This is a genomic window from Streptomyces sp. NPDC101393 (genome assembly GCF_044767385.1).
GTDB lineage: Bacteria > Actinomycetota > Actinomycetes > Streptomycetales > Streptomycetaceae > Streptomyces.
Genome location: NZ_JBIWNU010000002.1, coordinates 873,778 through 893,919 on the forward strand (window position 1 = coordinate 873,778; position 20,142 = coordinate 893,919).

At 71.0% G+C, this 20,142-nt stretch carries 13 protein-coding genes; 11 read left to right on the forward strand and 2 right to left on the reverse strand.

The window, feature by feature from the left end:
* The first annotated feature begins 56 nt into the window (after positions 1-56).
* The 4 genes from ACIRQ7_RS09585 (at position 57) to ACIRQ7_RS09600 (ending at position 7,365) form a co-directional block, all read left to right on the forward strand.
* Positions 57-2,192: a dipeptide ABC transporter ATP-binding protein gene (locus tag ACIRQ7_RS09585; protein ID WP_404261232.1), complete on the forward strand. Its 2,136-nt coding sequence runs from the start codon at positions 57-59 to the stop codon at positions 2,190-2,192.
* A 68-nt stretch (positions 2,193-2,260) separates the two neighbouring features.
* Positions 2,261-3,958 carry an ABC transporter family substrate-binding protein gene (locus ACIRQ7_RS09590; protein ID WP_404261234.1) on the forward strand — a complete coding sequence of 566 codons (1,698 nt, stop codon included), beginning with the start codon at positions 2,261-2,263 and terminating at the stop codon, positions 3,956-3,958.
* A 277-nt stretch (positions 3,959-4,235) separates the two neighbouring features.
* A complete protein-coding gene (locus tag ACIRQ7_RS09595) occupies positions 4,236-6,434 on the forward strand; it encodes a prolyl oligopeptidase family serine peptidase (protein WP_404261236.1) in 2,199 nt (732 codons plus the stop codon).
* A gap of 331 nt (positions 6,435-6,765) precedes the next feature.
* Positions 6,766-7,365: a Rieske (2Fe-2S) protein gene (locus tag ACIRQ7_RS09600; protein ID WP_404261238.1), complete on the forward strand. Its 600-nt coding sequence runs from the start codon at positions 6,766-6,768 to the stop codon at positions 7,363-7,365.
* 115 nt (positions 7,366-7,480) lie between these two features.
* Here ACIRQ7_RS09600 and ACIRQ7_RS09605 read toward each other — a convergent pair whose 3' ends face one another.
* A complete protein-coding gene (locus tag ACIRQ7_RS09605; protein ID WP_404261240.1) occupies positions 7,481-8,056 on the reverse strand; it encodes a TetR/AcrR family transcriptional regulator in 576 nt (191 codons plus the stop codon).
* Between the two features lie 99 nt (positions 8,057-8,155).
* On the opposite strand from ACIRQ7_RS09605, the gene ACIRQ7_RS09610 reads away from it, so the two are divergent.
* From ACIRQ7_RS09610 to ACIRQ7_RS09625, 4 genes are all read left to right on the forward strand, one after another.
* Entirely contained in the window at positions 8,156-9,304 is a 1,149-nt protein-coding gene (locus ACIRQ7_RS09610; RefSeq protein WP_404261242.1) for an agmatine deiminase family protein, read from the forward strand.
* Positions 9,305-10,017: 713 nt separating this feature from the next.
* Positions 10,018-10,719 carry a response regulator transcription factor gene (locus tag ACIRQ7_RS09615; RefSeq protein WP_404261244.1) on the forward strand — a complete coding sequence of 234 codons (702 nt, stop codon included), beginning with the start codon at positions 10,018-10,020 and terminating at the stop codon, positions 10,717-10,719.
* 163 nt (positions 10,720-10,882) lie between these two features.
* Positions 10,883-11,542 (forward strand): DUF4255 domain-containing protein, encoded by a 660-nt coding sequence (locus ACIRQ7_RS09620; RefSeq protein ID WP_404261246.1) that lies wholly within the window; start codon positions 10,883-10,885, stop codon positions 11,540-11,542.
* Positions 11,539-13,656 (forward strand): ATP-binding protein, encoded by a 2,118-nt coding sequence (locus ACIRQ7_RS09625; protein ID WP_404261248.1) that lies wholly within the window; start codon positions 11,539-11,541, stop codon positions 13,654-13,656. The genes ACIRQ7_RS09620 and ACIRQ7_RS09625 overlap by 4 nt, the downstream gene beginning before the upstream one ends.
* Before the next feature lie 44 nt (positions 13,657-13,700).
* On the opposite strand, the gene ACIRQ7_RS09630 is transcribed toward ACIRQ7_RS09625, so the two are convergent.
* The gene (locus tag ACIRQ7_RS09630; protein WP_404261250.1) at positions 13,701-15,053 is read right to left on the reverse strand and encodes a hypothetical protein; all 1,353 of its coding nucleotides are present in this window, start codon (positions 15,051-15,053) and stop codon (positions 13,701-13,703) included.
* A gap of 272 nt (positions 15,054-15,325) precedes the next feature.
* Between ACIRQ7_RS09630 and ACIRQ7_RS09635 the strand changes: the two genes are divergently transcribed.
* From ACIRQ7_RS09635 to ACIRQ7_RS09645, 3 genes are all read left to right on the forward strand, one after another.
* The gene (locus tag ACIRQ7_RS09635) at positions 15,326-16,555 is read left to right on the forward strand and encodes a hypothetical protein (RefSeq protein WP_404261251.1); all 1,230 of its coding nucleotides are present in this window, start codon (positions 15,326-15,328) and stop codon (positions 16,553-16,555) included.
* 134 nt (positions 16,556-16,689) lie between these two features.
* Entirely contained in the window at positions 16,690-18,411 is a 1,722-nt protein-coding gene (locus tag ACIRQ7_RS09640; RefSeq protein WP_404261253.1) for a DUF4157 domain-containing protein, read from the forward strand.
* 86 nt (positions 18,412-18,497) lie between these two features.
* Complete coding sequence (locus ACIRQ7_RS09645; RefSeq protein ID WP_404261254.1) at positions 18,498-20,072, forward strand: phage tail sheath family protein; 1,575 nt, start codon at positions 18,498-18,500, stop codon at positions 20,070-20,072.
* Positions 20,073-20,142: the final 70 nt, after the last annotated feature.

Consider the following 20,142-nt stretch of genomic DNA (forward strand, 5'->3'; position numbering starts at 1 on the left):
GTCCGCATCCCGCACGATCACACCGCGCACCGCGCGCCCCAGGAAGGACCCCGACGGTGACCGAGACCAGGCCGGCCCCGCCCACCAAGGCCGCCGAAGCGGCGCAGCCCGTCCTCGACGTCAGCGATCTGACGGTCTCCTTCCCGAGCGAAGCGGGCGACGTGGCGGCCGTACGCGGCGTCTCCTACGCCGTGCGGCCCGGCGAGGTCCTCGGCATCGTCGGCGAGTCCGGATCCGGCAAGTCCGTGTCCTCCATGGCCGTATTGGGGCTGCTCCCCGAGAGCGCCGAGGTCACCGGGTCCGTCAAACTCGACGGGCGCGAACTGCTCGGCCTGGGCGACGCCCCCATGTCGAAGATCCGCGGCAAGGACATCGGCATGGTCTTCCAGGACCCGCTGTCCGCCCTGACTCCGGTCTACTCCGTCGGCGACCAGATCATCGAGGCCATCCAGGTCCACCAGTCGCTGGACAAGGCAGTCGCCCGCAAGCGCGCCGTCGAACTCCTCGATGTGGTCGGCATTCCCGACTCGCGGCGCCGTGTGGACGCGTTCCCGCACGAGTTCTCCGGCGGTATGCGCCAGCGCGCGATGATCGCCATGGCGATCGCCAACGATCCGAAGGTCATCATCGCCGACGAGCCGACCACGGCTCTCGACGTGACGATCCAGGCGCAGGTCCTGGAGGTGCTCAAGACCGCCCAGGAGGTCACCGGCGCGGGCATCGTGATGATCACCCACGACCTCGGTGTGATCGCCGGTTTCGCCGACCGGGTGCAGGTCATGTACGCGGGCAAACCGGTCGAGGCGGGCCCGGTGGACGAGGTCTACTACCGGCCGCGGATGCCGTATACCATCGGCCTGCTCGGCTCGATCCCCCGGCTGGACGAGGCCCGGTCCGACGGCACGGCCCGCCGTGCCCTCACCCCGATCGACGGCAACCCGCCCCAGATGGTCGACCTGGCGCCCGGCTGCCCCTTCGCACCGCGCTGCCCCATCGCGATCGACCCGTGCCGTACGCGGGAGCCGGAGCTGACGGTCGCCGAGGGCTCCGGCCACCCGGCCGCCTGCCACCGCGCACACGAGATCGGCGTGGGGCTTGACCGCGACACCGTCTACCCGGTGCCGGTCCTGCCGGAGGCCGGTGCGATCGAGCGGCTGCCGCGCGCGGAGCGCCCGACGGTCCTCGAACTCGACGGGCTGGTCAAGCACTTCCCGCTCACCAAGGGCGCGATCGTCAAGCGTACGGTCGGCGCGGTGCGGGCGGTGGACGGCATCAGCCTCGACATCCGCGAGGGCGAGACGCTGGGTCTGGTGGGCGAGTCCGGCTGCGGCAAAACCACCACCCTGCTGGAGATCCTCGACCTGCCCAGCGGCCAGGCCGGCACCGTCACCGTCTTCGGCAAGGACATCCGCGGCCTGAGCCGGGCGGACCGCAAGGGCCTGCGCCGCGATATGCAGATCGTCTTCCAGGACCCGATGGCGGCACTGGACGCCCGGATGCCGGTCGGTGACATCCTCGCCGAACCGCTCAAGACGCACGGCTGGGACAAGGCCCGGATCGCGGCCCGGGTGCCCGAACTCCTTGACATGGTCGGCCTGGAGGCCGAGCACGCCGACCGCTACCCGCAGGAATTCTCCGGCGGCCAGCGCCAGCGCATCTCCATCGCGCGAGCGCTCGCCCTGGAGCCCAAACTGGTCATCCTCGACGAGCCGGTGTCCGCGCTCGACGTCTCCATCCAGGCGGGCGTCCTCAACCTCCTCGACGAACTGAAGACCCGGCTGGGTCTCAGCTACCTCTTCGTCGCCCACGACCTGTCCGTCGTACGGCACATCGCCGACCGCATCGCCGTCATGTACCTCGGCCGGATCGTGGAACTCGGCGCGGCCGACGACGTCTTCGCCGCGCCCTCCCACCCGTACACCCAGGCGCTGCTGTCCGCGGTCCCGCTGCCCGATCCGCGCAAGGAGCGCGAGCGGAACCGGATTCTGCTCAGCGGCGACCTGCCGAGTCCGGCGGATGTGCCGTCCGGATGCCGGTTCGCGGGCCGCTGCCCGAAGTACGCCGGGCTCGGCGCCGCCGAACAGGCGCGCTGCCGGGAGGAGGACCCGGCCACGGCCGTTCTCGGCCCGGACCACTCGGCGGCCTGCCACTACGCGACGGCGCTCGATGTCGTGGAGCCCGTATCGCCGTGAGCCGGCGGCCCTCCCATACGTCCGCACTCCCCCCAGTCCTACGTTCGCCATCCCAGGAAGAGGTATCCGTGAAGGTCTCCCGATATCCACTCGCCCTCGTCGCGACACTCGCCGCGTCCTCGCTGGTGCTGACCGCCTGTGGCGGCTCGGACAGCGATGACGACGCGCAGCAGAAGCCGACGGAGAAGACGACCGCGCTCAACATCAAGGCGACGGCCCCCGCGAAGCTCAAGCAGGGCGGGACGATGAACTGGGCCATCCCCACGTTCGCCACGCAGTGGAACATCGCGGAGATCGACGGTCTGCAGGCCGGTCCGACCGAGGTGATGAAGGCCCTCATGCCAAGCCTGTGGCACTCGGACGCGAGCGGCGTGCAGCACCCCAACAAGGCGTTCCTGCTGGATGCCACGACCGCGACCGTCAAGGGCAAGCAGGTCGTCACCTGGCATCTGAACCCCAAGGCCAAGTGGTCCGACGGCAAGCCGATCACCTGGAAGGACCTGGCGGCCGGCACCACGGCCCTGAGTGGGAAGGACGACACGTACAAGGTGAGCTCCACCGTCGGCTTCGACCAGGTGGAGAGCGTCAAGAAGGGCAAGGACGACTACGAGGCCGTCATGACCTTCGCCAAGCCGTTCGCGGACTGGAAGGGCATGTTCAACGCCGCGGCCAACCAGCCGCTGTACCCGGCGAAGTACTACTCCGACCCGGAGTCCTTCAACACCGCCTACGTCAACAAGATCCCGGTCACCGGCAACGCCTTCAAGCTCGGGAGCATGGACAAGTCGGCGAAGACCGTCACGGTGGTGGCCGATCCGAAGTGGTGGGGTGACAAGCCCAAGCTCGACAAGATCGTCTTCCACGTCCTGGACGACAGCTCGATGCCGGGTGCCTTCGCAAACGGCGAGATCGACTACTTCGACGTCGGCGGAGACTCCTCCGCCTACAAGCAGGTGTCGAAGGTGGCGACCGGCGAGATCCGCGAGGCGGGCGGCCCCAACACCCGTCAGTTCACCTTCAACGGCAAGAGCGCCAAGCTGAAGGACCCCAAGGTCCGCCAGGCGCTGTTCATGGCCACCGACCGCGCCACGATCGCCAAGTCGGACCTCAAGGGCCTGGGCTGGAAGCCGTCCACCCTCGACAACCACCTCCTGGTCGCCAACCAGAAGGGCTACCAGGACAACTCCGGCAAGCTCGGGAAGTACGACCCGAAGGCGGCGGCGAAGCTGCTCGACGAGGCCGGCTGGAAGCTCAGCGGCAAGATCCGTAAGAAGGGCAGCCAGGAGCTGTCGCTGCGGTTCGTCGTTCCCTCCGGCACCCCCGCGTCCACCAACGAGGGGTCGATGCTGACGCAGATGTACCAGCAGATCGGCGTCAAGCTGAAGGTCCAGACCGTGCCGGTCAACGACTTCTTCGACAAGTACGTCACCCCGGGCGACTTCGATGTGACGCCCTACAGCCTGATCGGCACGCCGTTCGCCGCGAGCGGTTCCACCAACGTCTACGCGGCCAAGGGTGGCAACAACAGCGCCAAGGTCGGCAGCAAGAAGCTGGATGACCTGCTGTACGCGGCCAGCTCCAATGCCAAGGACCCCGCAGGCGCGCTGGAGCAGACCAACCAGGCCGACGCCGAGGCCTGGCAGCTCGCCGGCGTCCTGCCCCTCTACCAGCGCCCCGACATCGCCGCGATCAAGAAGAACCTCGCCAACATGGGCGCTCTCGGCATGACCGACGTGGTCTACGAGCACATCGGCTTCACCAAGTAGCCGACCGAGCAGCACGCTTCGTGGGCGGCCAGGCCGCCTCCACCCGATGACAGTGGCGGGCCCGTACCCTTCGGGCCCGCCACCGTGCGTGTCAGGGGTCAGCCGGCGTCCGGGCGGCGGACGGTGGCGAGCGGGCGGTGGCGAGCGGGTGGCGGACGACGGCACCGGCCGGAATTACGGACGGCACACCCCTGGACAGCAGCGCTCCGGTTGTCAGCATCCTGGCAGCGGCCGACAGCATTCCGCCCCCGGCCGGCCGCACCTGGAGGACCGCACCGTGGACAACGCCCCGGACCCCGACGCCTTTCCCCGCCAGTTCGCGCGTACCCGCCGCTTCTCCCTCGGCGTGCCGCGGCATTTCACGGTCTCCCCCGACGGCCGCCGGATTCTCTTCGTCCGTACAGGCTCGGGCACCGACCCCGTGGGCCGGCTCCGGCAGTACGAGGACGGCGCGGAGCGGGTACTGGCCGATCCGCCGCTCCTGGTGGGCGCGGGGCCCCGGGCGGTTCCCGAGGAGGAGCGGCTGCGGCGGGAGAGGACACGCGAGCGGTCCGGTGGCGTGGTGACGTACGCCGCGGACGACGCCGTTCGTCTTGTGGCCTTCGCCCTGTCCGGAGCCCTGTGGGCGGTCCGTACGGACGGCGGCGCGCCGTTCTCCGTCCCCGCGGCCGGTCCGGTGGTCGACCCGCGTCCCTCACCCGACGGGCGGCATATCGCGTATGTCAGCCGCGGTGCCTTCCACGTCGTCGGCCTGGACAGCACCGACCGGCGGCTGGCCCGCCCCGAAGGGCCGGAGATCACCTACGGGCTCGCCGAATACGTCGCCGCCGAGTCGATGCACCGGCTGCGCGGATACTGGTGGGCGCCGGACAGCCGCCACCTCCTGGTCGCCAGGGTGGACACCGGCCCGGTGGCACGGCGTTACCTCAGCGACCCTTCCGACCCGGCGAAACCCCCGCGGTCCATCCCCTATCCGGCGGCAGGCACCCCCAACGCGGACGTCACGGTCCAGCTGCACTCCCTGGATGGTGAGCGGATCGACGTGCGCTGGGACCGTGCGGCGTACGAGTACCTCGTGGACGCCGGCTGGGACGCGCACGGCCCCTTCCTCGCCGTACAGAGCCGTGACCAGTGCACTCTTCGCATGCTGGCGGTGGATCCGGCGACCGGGGCCACCACGTTGCTGCACGAGCGGACCGACCCCGCCTGGGTCGAGCTGGTGTCCGGCACTCCGGCCAGGACCGCGTCCGGGGCTCTGGTCCTGCCCGAGGACGCGGGCGGCACCCGGTATCTGACCGTCGGCGGCGAGCGGGTCACCCCGGAGGGAATGCAGCTGCGCGAGGTCCTCGCGATCGAGGGCGAGCAGGTGCTGTTCCGCGCGACCGAGGACCCGACCGAGACCCATGTGTGGCGCCACGAACCCGGCCGCGCCCTCCGCCGCCTGAGCCGGGATCCCGGCCGCCATACGGGCACGGGGCGCGGCGGCACGGTCGTGCTGGAATCGGCGACGCCTCGGGGCAACGAGGTGAGCGTGGTGCGGGCGGACGAGGCCACGGGAGACCAGGCAGCGAGGGCGGCCTCCGGAGCCGGCCGGGCGCCGTACGACGTCATCGTCTCGTCGGCGGAGGACCCGGTCGTCGACCCGCGTCCGCTCCCTCTCACGCTCGGAGAGCGGGAGTTGCGCGGCGCGCTCTACCTGCCGTCATGGCACGCGGAAGGGGAGGGCACGCTTCCGGTGCTGCTCGACCCGTACGCGGGGCCCGGCATGCAGCTGGTGGGGCGGGCCCGGCCGTGGTTCGCCTGCGTGTCCCAGTGGTTCGCCGACCAGGGCTTCGCGGTGCTCGTCGTCGACGGGCGCGGCACCCCGGGCCGGGGCCCCGCCTGGGAGAAGGCGGTTCACGGCGATCAGTTGGCCCCTGTCCTGGACGACCAGGTCGACGCGCTGCGCGCAGCCGGCGCCCGGTTCCCGGAGCTGGACCTGGAGCGGGTGGCCATCCGCGGCTGGTCGTTCGGCGGTTTCCTCGCGGCCGCCGCGGTGCTGCACCGGCCCGACGTCTTCCACGCGGCGGTCGCCGGTGCCCCGCCCACCGACCAGCGGCTGTACGACACCCACTGGAAGGAGAGGTTCCTGGGCCACCCGGAGGAGAAGCCGGAGAACTACGCCCGCTCCTCGCTGGCCGGACACGGCCATCTGCTGCGCCGCCCGTTGCTGCTCGTCCACGGTCTGGCGGACGACAACGTGGCGGCCGCGCACACCCTGCGCTTCTCGGCCGAACTGCTCGCGGCGGGCCGGCCGCACAGCGTGCTGCCGCTCTCCGGTGCCACCCATCTCCCGGCAGACGAACGGGTCAACGAAAACCTGCTCCGGTTCCAGCGGGACTTCCTGCTCGACGCACTGGGCCGCGCACCGGGAGGGGCGACGAACGGGGCGGGCGCACCCAGCAGCGGGGCGGAGGAGGCCGGCGGCGCGCTGTGACGTCATGCCCTGAAGACGTGCGTTGAAGACGTCCGGTTTTTTCGGCGGCGCGTGCTGACGGAGTGCGGGGCGCCGGCTGCGCGCTGGCAGCCTGCTGACGAAGTGCGTCGGCCCGGTTTGAACACGGGGCGCCGCGCGTCCGTATGGATCTGTGCAACGTCCATGGAGCACACGGCTCACACGAGCCCCGCGCGCCCGGGTACTTGGGCGCTCCGCGGGGCGCGTGACGTGTGCACTGCACGGCTGTGTGGGGCGGGTGGTTCACGTGACGACGTACGTGGCCACCGGCCGTACATCGCGCACCGAAGGCACCAGGAACCGGAGGCACACCATGGCTCGACAGGCAGCACCCGAGCGGACGGGCGACACGGACGGGACAGCGGGAGCGGCGGCAGGCGCGGGTGCGGCCGACGGACCGGATCACGTGGCGGGAGCGGGCACGTCGCGACGAGCCGTCGTCGCGGCCGTAGGTGCCGCGGGGCTGACGGCGGCCCTGGCCGCGTGCGGCGGCATGGAGGAAGGCGGCGGAAAGGCGGCCGCCCCCCAGAAGAGCGGGCCCAAGGGCGCCGGGGAGGCCGGATCGGAGGCCGGGGGCGGGTCCGACACCGGGGGCGGGTCCGAGGCCGGAGGTGAGGCCGGGGCCGGGGGCGGCCTCGCGAAGACAGCCGAGATCCCCCAGGGCGGCGGCAAGATCTTCAAGGCCGAGAAGGTGGTGGTGACCCAGCCACAGGACGGGGAGTTCAAGGCGTTCTCCGCGATCTGCACGCACGCGGGCTGTGTCGTCGGCGAGATCTCCGGCGGCACCATCAACTGCCTCTGCCACGGCAGCAAGTTCGACATCACCGACGGCAGCGTGAAGGACGGCCCCGCGACCAGCGCGCTGGCGCCGGCCAAGGTCAACGTCAAGGGAGACTCGGTCACCCTCGGCTGACGGCGCGGCCGGCACGGCGCGTACGGGGGGGCTGTCGGGTGGCACGACGAACGGATGGGCGCAGCGGGTGCTGTGTCCCTCCGTTTGTCGGCGAGCCGTCAGCCCCGTCCCGTGGTCATGGCTGGCGGAGTTCCATGTCGATGGCGTCACGGAGCAGCTCGTGGGCGCGAGGGAGTGGCGTGGTCCCGCTCAGCCATCGTTCGCTCAGGCCCTCGACCAGGGCGGTGAGGCGTTCGGCCGCGGCACTCGGGGCGATCCCGGGGCCTGCCAGGCCGGCGGCCTGGGCCTGGCGTACCAGGTCTGCGAGGTCCTCCACCCATTCCCTGGTCGAGGTGGCGAGCTGTTCCCGCAGGTCCGGGTCGAAGATCGCGGTGGCGCGGAACTCGCCCCAGGCTGCGCTGTTCTCCCTGACCTGGGGGGCGTCCTGCAGTTCCAGGAGCAGCATTTCGGTGAGTTGGGTACGCGGGTCGCCGGAGGGCTGCATGGCGGCGTCGGTGTAGCGCACGGCGCGCTGGTTGATGAATTCGAGGGTGCGGCGCAGCAGCCCGGCGCGGTCCTTGAAGTGGTAGTAGATCAGTGCGGTCGAGACGCCGGCCTCTGCGGAGACTTCCTCGACGCGCAGCCCGCGCACCCCGCGTCGGGCGATCAGCCGGGCTGCGGCTTCGAGGATCTGGGCGGGCCTGTCCGGCATCGAGTGCTCCCACGGTCTGAACGATCAACAGGTGACTGGTCTGATCATGTCCTATCATCGTTCTGACTAAATTTTCAGTCAGGAGGTTGGATCATGCGCATGTCCAGACGTCGGACCCTGCAGAGCGGGGCCCTGGCCGCCTTCGGTGCGGCGCTGAGCGCCTGCAGCACCGAAGGCCACAGCCGGCCTGCGCAGGGCGGTGGCGGTGCTGGTCCCGTGGGGGCGACACCGGCCGCTCGATGGCGGATGCCCGACGAGTCGCACCCCCACGAGCTGACCTACATGGCATGGCCCACCCGGCAGATCTGGACGTCGGACACCCGCGGAGTGCGTGCGGACATCGCGCGGATCGCGCGGACGATCGCCGAGTTCGAGCCGGTGGTCCTGCTGGCCAATGAGCAGGACGTGAAGGCGGCCCGGGCGGCCTGCGGCTCCGGGGTGGAGGTCCTGCCGATTCCGGTGGACGACCTGTGGATGCGCGACATCGGGCCAACCTTCGTCGTCGGGCCCGAGGGCATCGCCGGAGTCGACCTCAACTTCAACGGCTGGGGTGGCAAGCAGGCCCACGGACGCGACAGCCAGGTCGCGGAGGCGATCCTGGACGATGAGCACCTCACCAGGATCAAGGCGCCGATCACAGGCGAGGGCGGTTCGATCGAGGTCGACGGCAAGGGCACGCTCTTGGCGACCGAGAGTTCTCTGGTCAACGGGAATCGCAATGCCGGCGCATCCCGCGACGACATCGAGCGGGCCCTCAAGACGCTGTTCGGCATCACCACGGTGATCTGGGTGGACGGCGTCAGGGGCAAGGACATCACGGACTACCACATCGATGCGCTGGCGCGTTTTTCCGAACCCGGCGTCGTGGTCATGAGCACACCGGACGAGCAGGCCCCCCGGGACGTCTGGACAGACGCCTACGATCAGGCCCGGAAGGTCCTGGACCGGGCCGTGGACGCCCGGGGCAAGCGGATCGAGGTCGTCGAGCTGCCCGAACCGTTCGACATCGGCCGCCGCGGGGACGGATTCCTTGCCTGCTACGTGAACTACTACGTGGCCAACGGCGCGGTCATCATGCCCGGCTTCGGCGACAAGAGGGCCGACAGGGAAGCCGCGTCCATCGTGCGCGATCTCTACCCGGGTCGGAAGGTCCTCCAAGTGCCCGTCGACACCCTTGGCGAGGGAGGGGGCGGCATCCACTGCTCCACCCAGCAACTGCCCAAGACTGCGGAACGCGCGCGCCGGTGAGCTCCGGGCGATGAGCGCCAAGCCACCGGGGTGAAGCCGCCGCACGAACGAACCCATCGGTCCGCAGGCCTTCACAAGCCCGCCGATCATCACAGGCTCGCAGGTCCTCACACGGCCGGCTGAAATGCTGCGTGCGGTCCCGTGGGCCGGATGGGAGCGGGGTCACCAGTCAGCCCTGGACCCAGGCCTCCTCTTCCTCCCGTGCGGTGTCATAGGCGCGGCGCGCGGCGGCGACCTGCGGCAGGTGTGCCTCGGACCAGCCCACAAGGGTGTCGAAGACCGGTACCAACCTTCACCCCTCAGCCCGCACTGGCCGCGGCCATATTGGCCCTCAACGCCCTCGCGTATGCCGCCGAGAGCCCGCGGCCGCCTCTCGATCGGCGCGACGGAGCGTCCCGATTCCGCGTTCCAAACCTCCCACGTCACCCCTGGTCAAGCCCCGGTTGGGCATTCCAGCCGTCCCAACTGGCCGGCTTCCCTGGCAGCTGGGACGCATCACCCCACAAGCTCTGATCGTGCACTCAGTACGACGCCCGCCGCGCTCGCTCCACGAAAGGAGCGCACTCGCGTCGGGCCAACTGGCTGCGGATCACAGGGACATGCTCAGATCGCCGAAGAGTCCACTTCCGGCGTTTATTTCCCGGTAAGCGTTTGTTGATTGCCTTCACGGACTCTGCGGCAGTCGGTAAACGGGGGCGAGACGAGGAACATAAGTGCTGGATACACAGGTCACGGTGACGGTGCACGCCGCCGACCCGCTCAGTCGGGCCGGGGTCGTCAGCCACTTACAGCACCAGCCCGCTGTCGAGATCGTCCAGAACCAGGCCGCAGTGGCGGTCAGGGAGCGGGCGGAACAGGCCGAGGGCGGCAGGGAGAAGGAAGGCGGTGGAGACCCGGTCGGGACCGTGGCGATCATGCTCATCGACCGGTTCGACGAGATCGCCGCGACCGAGCTGAGACGGCTTGTACGCAGTGGTGAGCAGCGTGTGGTGCTGATCGCCCGGGACCTGCGCGAGCCGGAGCTGCTGACGGTCGTGGAGTACGGCGTACGGGCCATACTCTGGCGCCATCAGGCCACCCCGCAGCGGCTGTTGCGGGCGGTGCAGAGCGCGGCGCGCGGCGAGGGGGATCTGCCGCCGGACCTGATCAGCAGGCTGCTCACCCAGGTGGGGCGGCTGCGGCGGTCGGCGGTGTCCTCCGCCTCGGTGGCGTTCGTACCGGCGCTCGGTATGGCGCCGCGCGAGGTCGATGTGCTGCGGCTGGTCGCCGAGGGGCTGGACACCCGGCAGATCTCCGAGAAGCTCGCCTATTCCGAGCGCACCGTCAAGAACGTCCTGCACGCGCTGATGACGCGGCTGCAATTGCACAACCGCGCGCACGCCGTCGCATACGCGCTGCGGGAGGGCTACATCTGATGGGGGCGGAAGCAGGCACGGATACAGGTGCGGCGGTCACGGAAACGGGTGCGGCAGTGGTCACGGAAACGGGTGCGGGTGCGGGTGCGACGGCAGTGGGTGGAGCGGTGACGGAGTTGGCGCAGGACGTGCGGGCGGCGGGTCACCAGGCGGAGGAGCAGGCATGATTCACGAGGTCGATGAGGCGTTGCGGCGCGTGCTGCGCGGCGGGGTCCTGCCGGACGGCGCCGGGGACGTCGCGTTCGAGGCGCCGACCCGCGACTGGGCGGCGCGGCGCAACGCCCCCACGCTCAACGCGTATCTCTACGACATACGCGAGGAGGTGGCCCGCCGCGAGCGCGGGGCGATATCGGAGCGGGACGCCAGCGGTGTGGTCGTGCGCAGACATCAGCCGCCGCGTTGGTTCCGGCTGTCGTATCTGGTCACGGCGTGGACCACCCGCCCGGAGGACGAACACCGACTGCTGGCGGCCGCGCTGGGGTGCCTGCTCTCCCACGAGATCCTGCCGGGGGCCGCGTTACCGGACGCGCTCCGCGCGCCGGCGGTGAGCGTCCCGCTCACGGTGGCGGTGCCGCCGCCCGAGTCCCGCTCGATCGCCGACATCTGGTCGGCGCTCGGCGGTGAACTCAAGCCGTCCCTGGACGTGGTGATCACCGTGCCCTTCCCGGTCTCGCCGTCGTACGAGGTGGCGCCGCCGGTCACCGAGGGCGCGGTCACGGTCGTCTCCGGACTCGACGGCGTCCCCGGCGACTCCCGGCCCCGGATGCTCCGGTCCCGCCCGGGTGCCTCACCGGCCGCGCCGGACGGCGAGGGGGAACGGTGAGTGGCGCAACCGTGAGCGAGAACGCCGCCGACGCGCTGCGGGCCCGACTGGCGGGCTTGCGCGAGCGGGTGGCCGGGCTGGTCGAGCGGCGCAGCGCCGACGATCCGACGGCTTCGGATCCGCTGCGCGGGCTGTATGTGACCCCGGAGACGGCCAGACGGCTGGCCGGCGCGCCACCGCCGGCTGAGGACCCGGACGGGGCGCATACGGGCGAGAGATACGCGGGTGAGGCGTACGCGGGTGCGGCGTCCACGGGCACGCCGGACGACGCGGCGTCGGCCCCCTCGGCCTCACCCGATCGATCGGCCGCGCTTGCCGGGCGGTTCGGGCTGTCGGCGCTGGACAGCCACATCCTGCTGGCCGCGCTCGCACCCGATGTGGACCGGGGCTTCGAGCCGCTGTACGGCTACCTCAACGACGATGTCGGGCGCCGGCGTGCCACGGTCGCACTGGCGCTGGACCTCGCGGGCACCGGCCCGTACGCACCCGAGGCCCGCGCGCGCTTCCACCCCGCCGCGCCCCTGCTGTCCGGTGGGCTGCTCGTCGTCGAGGACGAGGACCGGCCCCTGCCGGGACGGGCACTGCGGGTGCCGGAGCGGGTGGTGGCCCATCTGCTGGGGGACGACGGCCTGGATCCCGAACTCTTCGGTGGTGAGGTGGAGTTGCTGCCGCCGGGAGCGCGGGTCGGCGGCCTTACGGGAAGCGATGCCGGGGCCGAAGGGCAGGCGTTTGCCGGGCGGCTCGGTGTGCTCGCGAGCGAGCGGCCGCTCGCCGTACATCTGCGGGAGCGCCGGCCCGGTACCGCCGCCGAACCGGTGACCGACGGGCTGCGGGACGCCGGCCTGCCCGTGCTGCGCTACCGGCCGGAGGGCGCGGACGGTGCCCGGGGGGACGGCGCCGGCCTGGCGGGCGCACTGCTGCGGGAGGCGCGGCTGCGCCGGGCCGCGGTCGTCGTGGGGCCGCTGCCGGAGCGGCCCGATGGGCTCGTGCGGGCCCTGGCGGGCAGGGACGTGCCGGTGGTCTTTTTCGGAGCCGAGCCGTACGACCCGGGCTGGGCCCCGGATTCGGGACTGTTCGCCCTGGACGCGCCGGACGACGGGGCCGCGGCGGGTGAGGTCTGGAGTGCCGAAATCGGCGCCATGGACGGAGCCTTCGACCTCGCGGCGGCCGTGGCGCCGTACCGGCTGGGGGCCGCCCAGATCCGGCGCGCGGCCCGTGCGGCCACCGCTCTCGCCGCCTTCGACGGGACGCCGCTGACCGCCGCCCATGTCCAGCACAGCGCACGCCTGCAGTCGGCGCCGCTGCTGGACCGGCACGCCCGGCGCGTGCGGCCCGCTGTCGGCTTCGACGGGCTCGTCCTGCCGCCCGGACCACTGGCGCTGTTGCGCGAATTGGTGCAACGGGCGCGGCATCGGGAGAAGGTGCTGGGCGAATGGCGGCTGCGCACCGGCGGCGGGCGCGGCAGGGGCGTGGTGGCTCTGTTCGCCGGGGAATCCGGTACCGGAAAGACGCACTCCGCCGAGGTGGTGGCCGGCGAGCTGGGCCTGGATCTCTACGTGGTGGAACTCTCCGCGGTGGTGGACAAGTACATCGGGGAGACGGAGAAGAATCTGGAGCGGATCTTCTCGGAGGCCGACCGCACGGACGCCGTGCTGCTCTTCGACGAGGCCGACGCCGTCTTCGGCAAACGCTCGGAGGTCAAGAGCTCGCACGACCGGTACGCGAATCTGGAGAGCGCGTATCTGCTGCAACGGCTGGAGGCGTTCAACGGGATCGCCGTCCTGACGACCAACCTGCGGGCCAACATCGACGATGCGTTCACCCGGCGACTGGACCTGGTGGTCGACTTCCCGTTCCCGGACGCCGGGCAGCGCACCGCCCTGTGGCGTTCCTGCCTGGCGGCCACCCCCTGCGGGGACGATCTGCAACTCGACGTCTGCGCGGAGGAGTTCGAGCTGTCCGGCGGGGCGATCCGGTCGGCCGCGGTGACCGCGGGCTACCTCGCGGCGGGGCGCGGCGAGGCGGTTTCGGCGGAGGACGTACGGGCCGGGGCCACCCGCGAGTACCGCAAGATGGGGCGGCTGGTGCCGGACGCGTCACCGTTGTGGGACTGAACCTCCGGGTGCCGGGGCCGGACGTGCGCCGGCCCCGGCGGGCCTCACGGCCCTTCGGAGATCTTCCAGTCCTGCTGCTCGTTGGGCCCGTCGGAGCACCCCCAGGACAGCGCGCCCTTGTCGTTCTGCAGATCGGTCAGGCACTCGTCGTTGCGCATGTTGACGATGCGGGTGCGGCCGTCGCCCGCGTCCACCAGCCGCCATTTCTGCTGCGGCGGCAGCTTGCCCGACTTCAACTGCTCCGGGTCGGCCGTCCAGAGCTGGACCTCGTTGGTGTCCGCCTTCAGCTCGGCGACGCTGCCCGGGGCGCTGGACGGCTCCAGGGCGACCGTGTTGTCCTCGGGATAGCGGTGGATGATCCACCACTGGTTGCGGCCGAACTGGTCACCCGTCCACTCCGGGTTCTGGCCGATCTGCGTGCCGTCCACCTGGGCGCCCCGGTTGGCCTGGAGGTACCAGCCACCGCCGGCGTTGGACCGGATGGTCTGCGCCGCGGGGTCCTCGTCCTTGCCACCGGTGTCCTCGGGCTGCTTCTTCTCGGGATCGGGCTCGGGCGGCTGCTCTGAGGGCTTGGGGGCCGGCGGCGGAGCGGGTTTCTTGTCCTCCTGCGGGAGTTTGCTCCCGGCCGGGGCCGGCTTCTCCCGCGCGCTCGTCGACACCTTGGGCTGGGCGTTGAACCACAGCGCCACGAAGGCCAGCGCCGCCACGACCAGCAGCGAGCACACCGCCATCGCCCAGCGCGGCAGCACGGACGGCTGAATGTAGGTGCCGCGCAGGTCGATCGGCTCCGGGGCACCGGCGCGCTGCACGGACACGGTGAAGGGGTGCTTGCCGGTGCCGCCGATCCAGCTCACCGTTCCTGGCCGGATGGCGAGCTGCACGAAAGCGGCGCGGCCCGGCGCGACCTGGACCGATGTCGGCTCGGGCTCGACCGTGAGGGCGTCGCCGTTCTCGCGGCCGGAGAGGGAGACCGTCAGCGGCTGGTTGCCGAGGTTGTCGACGGCGACCGCCGCTTTGGCGCGCCACCGGCCGCGTACGGACAAGGGCACCAGCTCACAGCGGAGTTCGGCGAACGGCCCCACCGTGATCTGTCCCTCGACGACATCACGGATCTCGGGGTGCTCGGCCGGCTCGACGCGTATCCCGAAGGGCGTCGGACCGGCCACGGCGTCCGACGTCCTCGGGGGCGCGAAGGCGACTTGCGCCGTGCCCTCGGCCCCCGGATACAGCCGCAGTACCTCCGGCTCCACCCGTGTCCAGCCGGCTGCGTCACCGGCCGGCCGCAGCCGGTACTCCTCAACGGTGTCGCCCGTGTTGCGTACCCGCAGCCCTACGCTCGCGACGGAACCGGGGTCGACGGTGATCGCGGCCGGTTCCAGTGAAGTCCACATGCTCACCCGCTCAGTCAACCGGCGGAGCCGCGCCGGGTCAGCGTCCGTAAGGGCAGAGCCAGGGGCAGAACCGGATGTCCTCACGGCTCCCCCGGCCCTCCCTCCGGTGCCCGCGGTGTACGCCGACGCTCACCGGTGTCCGGCAGGGCAAACGCCCTGCCCGTTCGGCTCCCCTTCCGCCTCTGGGCGCGATGCCCTCCCCGACCGAAAATCGGCGCTGGGGCCGCCCGGGACGGACCACGGGCCCACGCACCACCGGCCGCCAGAACGGAGTCATCGTGCACGCACACGAACGGCGGGCCCCGGGAGGGGAACCGGCGCCCCGCACCGCGGCCCGCGATCCGCAGCGCCCGCGTACCCCCGCCTCGGCCCTGCCCACCCACCGGCCGGACGCGCTGCGCACCCTCCAACGGGCAGCGGGGAACGCGGCTGTCGCCCGCGCCCTGGCCCCGGCGGACACTGCACGGGACCCACGCCACGCCCCGCCCGTACAGCGGTTCGCGGAGGGAGAGGCCGCCCCCGGATTCGACAAGGTCTCCGCCAACGGAGGCATCGCCATCCGGGGCCGCTACGAGGCGTACGCCGACCCCGGCATGATCACGGCCGCCGCGCGCGACCTCGACGCCCAGCACCGGGTGGCGATCACGCTGGAGCGCGGGGCAGCCGTACAGGTCGGTGAGCGCACCCTGTACCGGGTGCTGCCGGTGTACAAGGACGCGGCCAGGGCCGAGGCGGCCACACGCGGGGCGGGGCGGGCCCCCGAAGGGGCCGGTCACGAACCGGTGAGCGGGGACAGCGCGGCGCAGCGCAACGACAAGCGAGCCGCCTACCTGCGGTCCCTGGCCGACCCTCCGGAATTCAAGCAGCTCATCACGCTCACCCAGCGCATCACGACGGCACTCCGGACACGGACCGAACCGCCGGGCCCCGTCGTCGACCGTCTGCGGTCCGACGCCATGAAGCTGGCGGTGGCCACGATGGGCGGTGGCTGGGCCGCCGCGAAGTTCCCCTATCCGGAGCGCACCGGCCGGGAGGGTCTGACGGACCTCGCCGTCCTCATGCCGGGCCTGACCGCCGACTTCCTGGCCGGTCTCCCCGCCGTCGAGAACCAGGAAAGCCTGGTGCACGAGCTGCTCATCACGCTCCCCAACGATTGCCAGGGCGCGGCGGCGCAGCTCATCGGCAGGCCGGCGGACGGCGGCCTGAGCGTGCGACGCGACGCACCCGCCGTGGGCGAGAACCACTTCGCCGACCTGACCGGAGCGGCCCCGGACGGCTGGGCGAACCACTTCGCCGCCGTCATCCTGCGCGACGGCCACGACAGCCTCACGTACGAGGCAGCTGCCGACCGCACCGGCGCACTGCAACACGGCAAATCCCTCGGCTACTTCGCGCTGTACGGCCGGGCCGGGACCGACCGGTCCTTCGACACGGTCATCCGCGCCCAGAACCTGGCCTACGCGGCACGGACGGCGCCGCCCAGCGGCACGGACGGCGCCCCCACGTGACCTAACGGGCAGCGCGCTCTGCCCCCGACGGCGCCCGTTCGTCTCTACTGCCGGGCCCGTCCGTCGGCCAAGGTCGAGAGCGTAGGGCGCAGTACGACAGCGGTGATCAGCAGTGGTGATGGGGGAGGAACGTCATGCGGGCACAGGATCGGCAGCCCGGCGCGGGGAGCGACCACGCGGGCGCGGCGCGCGCCGTCCGTACGGCGTCCTCCCGCGCCTCCGACGCGGCTCGCCAGGCAGCGGCCGGCGAGGCGGAGCACCTGACTCCCCAGGCGGCAGCAGCCCTCCAACGGGCCGTGGGCAACGCGGCGTTCTCGGCGGCCATGGCCGCGCAGGAGCAGCACCGGCACGGCGCGGGCTGCGGCCACTCCGCACCCTCCGTGCAGCGCTCGCCCGTCCAAGAGGTCCTGCGCTCACCCGGCCGCCCCCTCGCCGAGCCGGTCCGCACCGACATGGAGACCCGCATGGGTGCGGATTTCTCCGATGTACGCGTGCACACCGACACCTCCGCCCATGAATCCGCCGAGTCCGTCAATGCCCATGCGTACACCTCCGGTTCGCACATCGTCTTCCAGCGCGGCCGCTACGACACGTCCTCCGCGGCGGGCCGCCACATGCTCGCTCATGAACTGACGCACGTCATCCAGCAGCGCAGCGGCCCGGTCGCGGGCACGGACCGCGGCGACGGGACGAAGGTGAGCGATCCCTCCGATCGGTTCGAGAGGGAGGCGGAGGCCCATGCGAGCCGGGTGCTTTCCGCGGAGGTGCAGCGTACGGCCGGGACCGCGCACGCGCCGGACCTCGGCACCGCCGACGGGCACCGTCCCGTGCAGCGCACGTTCAAGATGGCAAACAAGACCATCCAAGCCGCTGAGGATGTCCTCCCTCTCGCATCCCTCTTCGCCAAGGGCAAGGCACGCCATGCCCGGTGGGACGAAGAATTCAAGGAGAAGGTCCGGGACGAGATCGTCCGGATGGCGAGCGATGAGCGGGACCTCGGCCGATGGCCGTCGTATGAGGAACTCTTGGATTCCGCCGAAAGGCGTGTCCGCGAGGCAGCGGCGGCCGACCTGCCGCCGGTGGTACCCACCGCCCTCACGACCGGTCCGTCGCATCCGGATCACACGGAAGTGGATCTCCCTCAAACCGAGCAGATCCATCGCCTCGCCGAGGTCCGCCGGCGGCTCTCCTCGCGCGGGACGAAACAAGATCTTGACGGGTTCCGCAACCGCCAGAAGATGGTGAACCCGTTCACGCACACCCCGACCGGAAATGCCTACTCCATCGGCCATACCGGCAACTTCGTCCTGGGCGGCCCCCAGGAAGGCGAGTACGACGTCCTTTTCGCCCGTGCCAGGAACAGCACCGGACTGTCCGACAAGGAACTCGCCCAGCACTTCATCCGGGCCCTGACCGAGCCGGCCTACGGATTCGACGGAATGAGCGAGGACGGCCGTAAGTACTGCGCGAAGATCGTCGCCATCATCCAGGGCGCCGAATTCCGCCGCGCCGCAGCCAACCCGACCGTGGCGATCGCCGCCTTCAACCAGGTCGTCTCCGGCTCGGTCGGAACCCTGCACGAGGCCCTCACCAGGTACGCCGTCTTCGCCAAGGCCAAGGGGAACTCCGCTACCGGCGGCTCCAAGGACTCTCAATTCCACCGTGACGCGGACGTGGACCAGGAAGACGGAGACTTCAAGGAGCGGGCGCTCAACGAATACCGGGCACTCGCTCAACTGGTCTCCGCCAACGGCTTCGACCCGAACGAGGCGGAAGAGTTCTACAAGGGGTGCGACAAGATCGCGGCCACCTCGATGAGTTCCTTCACCGCCACCTTCACGTACACGATGCCCTGATCCTCGTCGCCTTCACTTCTCCTCGCCTTCGCACCGCACGAGAAACACCCAACAGCTCAGTTCGCATATCCAGGGAGTAACAGAACATGCCCACCTACCTGTCCCCCGGCGTCTACGTCGAGGAAGTCGCCAGCGGATCGCGGCCCATCGAAGGCGTCGGGACGTCGGTGGCGGCCTTCGTCGGCCTTGCGCCCACCGGCCCGCTCAATGACCCGACGCTGGTGACGAACTGGTCCCAGTACGTGGCCGCCTTCGGTGAGTTCACGGACGGGTACTACCTCGCGCACTCCGTGTACGGGTTCTTCAACAACGGCGGAACGGCCGCCTATGTCGTACGGGTCGGCGGGTCCGGTGACCGCGAGCCGCAGAGCACGGTGGCCGCCGAGGCGCCCAGGGCACTGACGGCCGGGGCGCCGGCCGCTCTCGGGACCTTCAAGGTCTCGGCGATCGCCGCTGGTTCCGCCGGCGGGGCGCTCACCGTCGAGGTGCAGGACGTCGAGGGCGAGGGCAGCGCCGACCGGTTCACGCTCGTCGTCAGGGACGGCGACAAGGTCATCGAGAGTTTCGACGTCAGCGCGAAGAAGAGCGCACGGAACTATGTCGTCGCGCAGGTGAAGCAGCGGTCCAAGGTGATCGCCGTCGAAGAGGCCGTACCGGCCGCGCAGTTGGCGAAGCCGGACGCGCAGAGCGTCACGCTCGCCCCGGCCGCCCCGGCACCCGCCGTCCCCGCCGCGAACGGTGCGGGCGAGCGGCTCGCCTCCGGCCAGTTCATCGGCGACTCCGCCGACCGCACCGGCTTCGGCGGCCTGGAGGCGCTCGACGAGATCAACATGGTGGCCGTACCCGACCTGATGGCCGCCTACCAGCAGGGTCTGATCGACCTCGAACAGGTCAAGGCCGTCCAGCTGGGCCTGGTCGCGCACTGCGAGCTGATGGGTGACCGGATGGCGGTCCTGGACCCGCCGCCGGGACTCAACGCACGCGACATCCGCAAGTGGCGCCAGGAGGTCGCGGGCTACGACTCCCGCTACGCCGCGCTCTACTACCCGTGGATCAAGGCCCTCGACCCGGCCACGGGCCAGACCCGCACCGTTCCGCCGTCCGGCCACATGGCCGGCGTGTGGGCCCGTAACGACTCCGAGCGTGGCGTCCACAAGGCCCCGGCCAATGAAATCGTCCGTGGCGCGGTCGACTTGGAGCTGCAGATCACCCGCGGCGAGCAGGACCTGCTCAACCCGGTCGGCGTGAACTGCATCCGGGCCTTCCCCGGACGCGGAATCCGGGTGTGGGGCGCGCGGACCATGGCCTCCGACCCGGCCTGGCGCTACCTGAACGTGCGGCGCTACTTCAACTACCTGGAGGAGTCGATTCTCATCGGCACCCAGTGGGTGGTCTTCGAGCCGAACGACGAGGCGCTCTGGGCCCGTATCCGGCGCAATATCTCGGCATTCCTGGTGAACGAGTGGCGCTCGGGCGCATTGTTCGGTCAGCGGCCCGAGGACGCGTTCTACGTGAAGTGTGACGCGGAGACCAACCCTGTCGAGTCCGTTGACCTGGGGCGGGTCGTGTGCGAGATCGGCATCGCGCCCGTGAAGCCCGCCGAATTCGTGGTCTTCCGACTGGCCCAGTTCTCCGGCGGCGGCGGCGAGTTGGAGGAGTAGGAGCCGGGCACCCGCCTCCCGCCCCTCCCCCATTCAGCCATCCGGCAATTTTCTTCCCCACAGGAGTGAA

Excerpts from the sequence above, each read along its gene's own strand:
- ACIRQ7_RS09640 (WP_404261253.1), top strand. The coding sequence starts at position 16,690 with ATGCGGGCACAGGATCGGCAGCCCGGCGCGGGGAGCGACCACGCGGGC.
- ACIRQ7_RS09645 (WP_404261254.1), top strand. The coding sequence starts at position 18,498 with ATGCCCACCTACCTGTCCCCCGGCGTCTACGTCGAGGAAGTCGCCAGC.
- ACIRQ7_RS09600 (WP_404261238.1), top strand. The coding sequence starts at position 6,766 with ATGGCTCGACAGGCAGCACCCGAGCGGACGGGCGACACGGACGGGACA.
- ACIRQ7_RS09605 (WP_404261240.1), bottom strand. The coding sequence starts at position 8,056 with ATGCCGGACAGGCCCGCCCAGATCCTCGAAGCCGCAGCCCGGCTGATC.
- ACIRQ7_RS09610 (WP_404261242.1), top strand. The coding sequence starts at position 8,156 with ATGTCCAGACGTCGGACCCTGCAGAGCGGGGCCCTGGCCGCCTTCGGT.
- ACIRQ7_RS09620 (WP_404261246.1), top strand. The coding sequence starts at position 10,883 with ATGATTCACGAGGTCGATGAGGCGTTGCGGCGCGTGCTGCGCGGCGGG.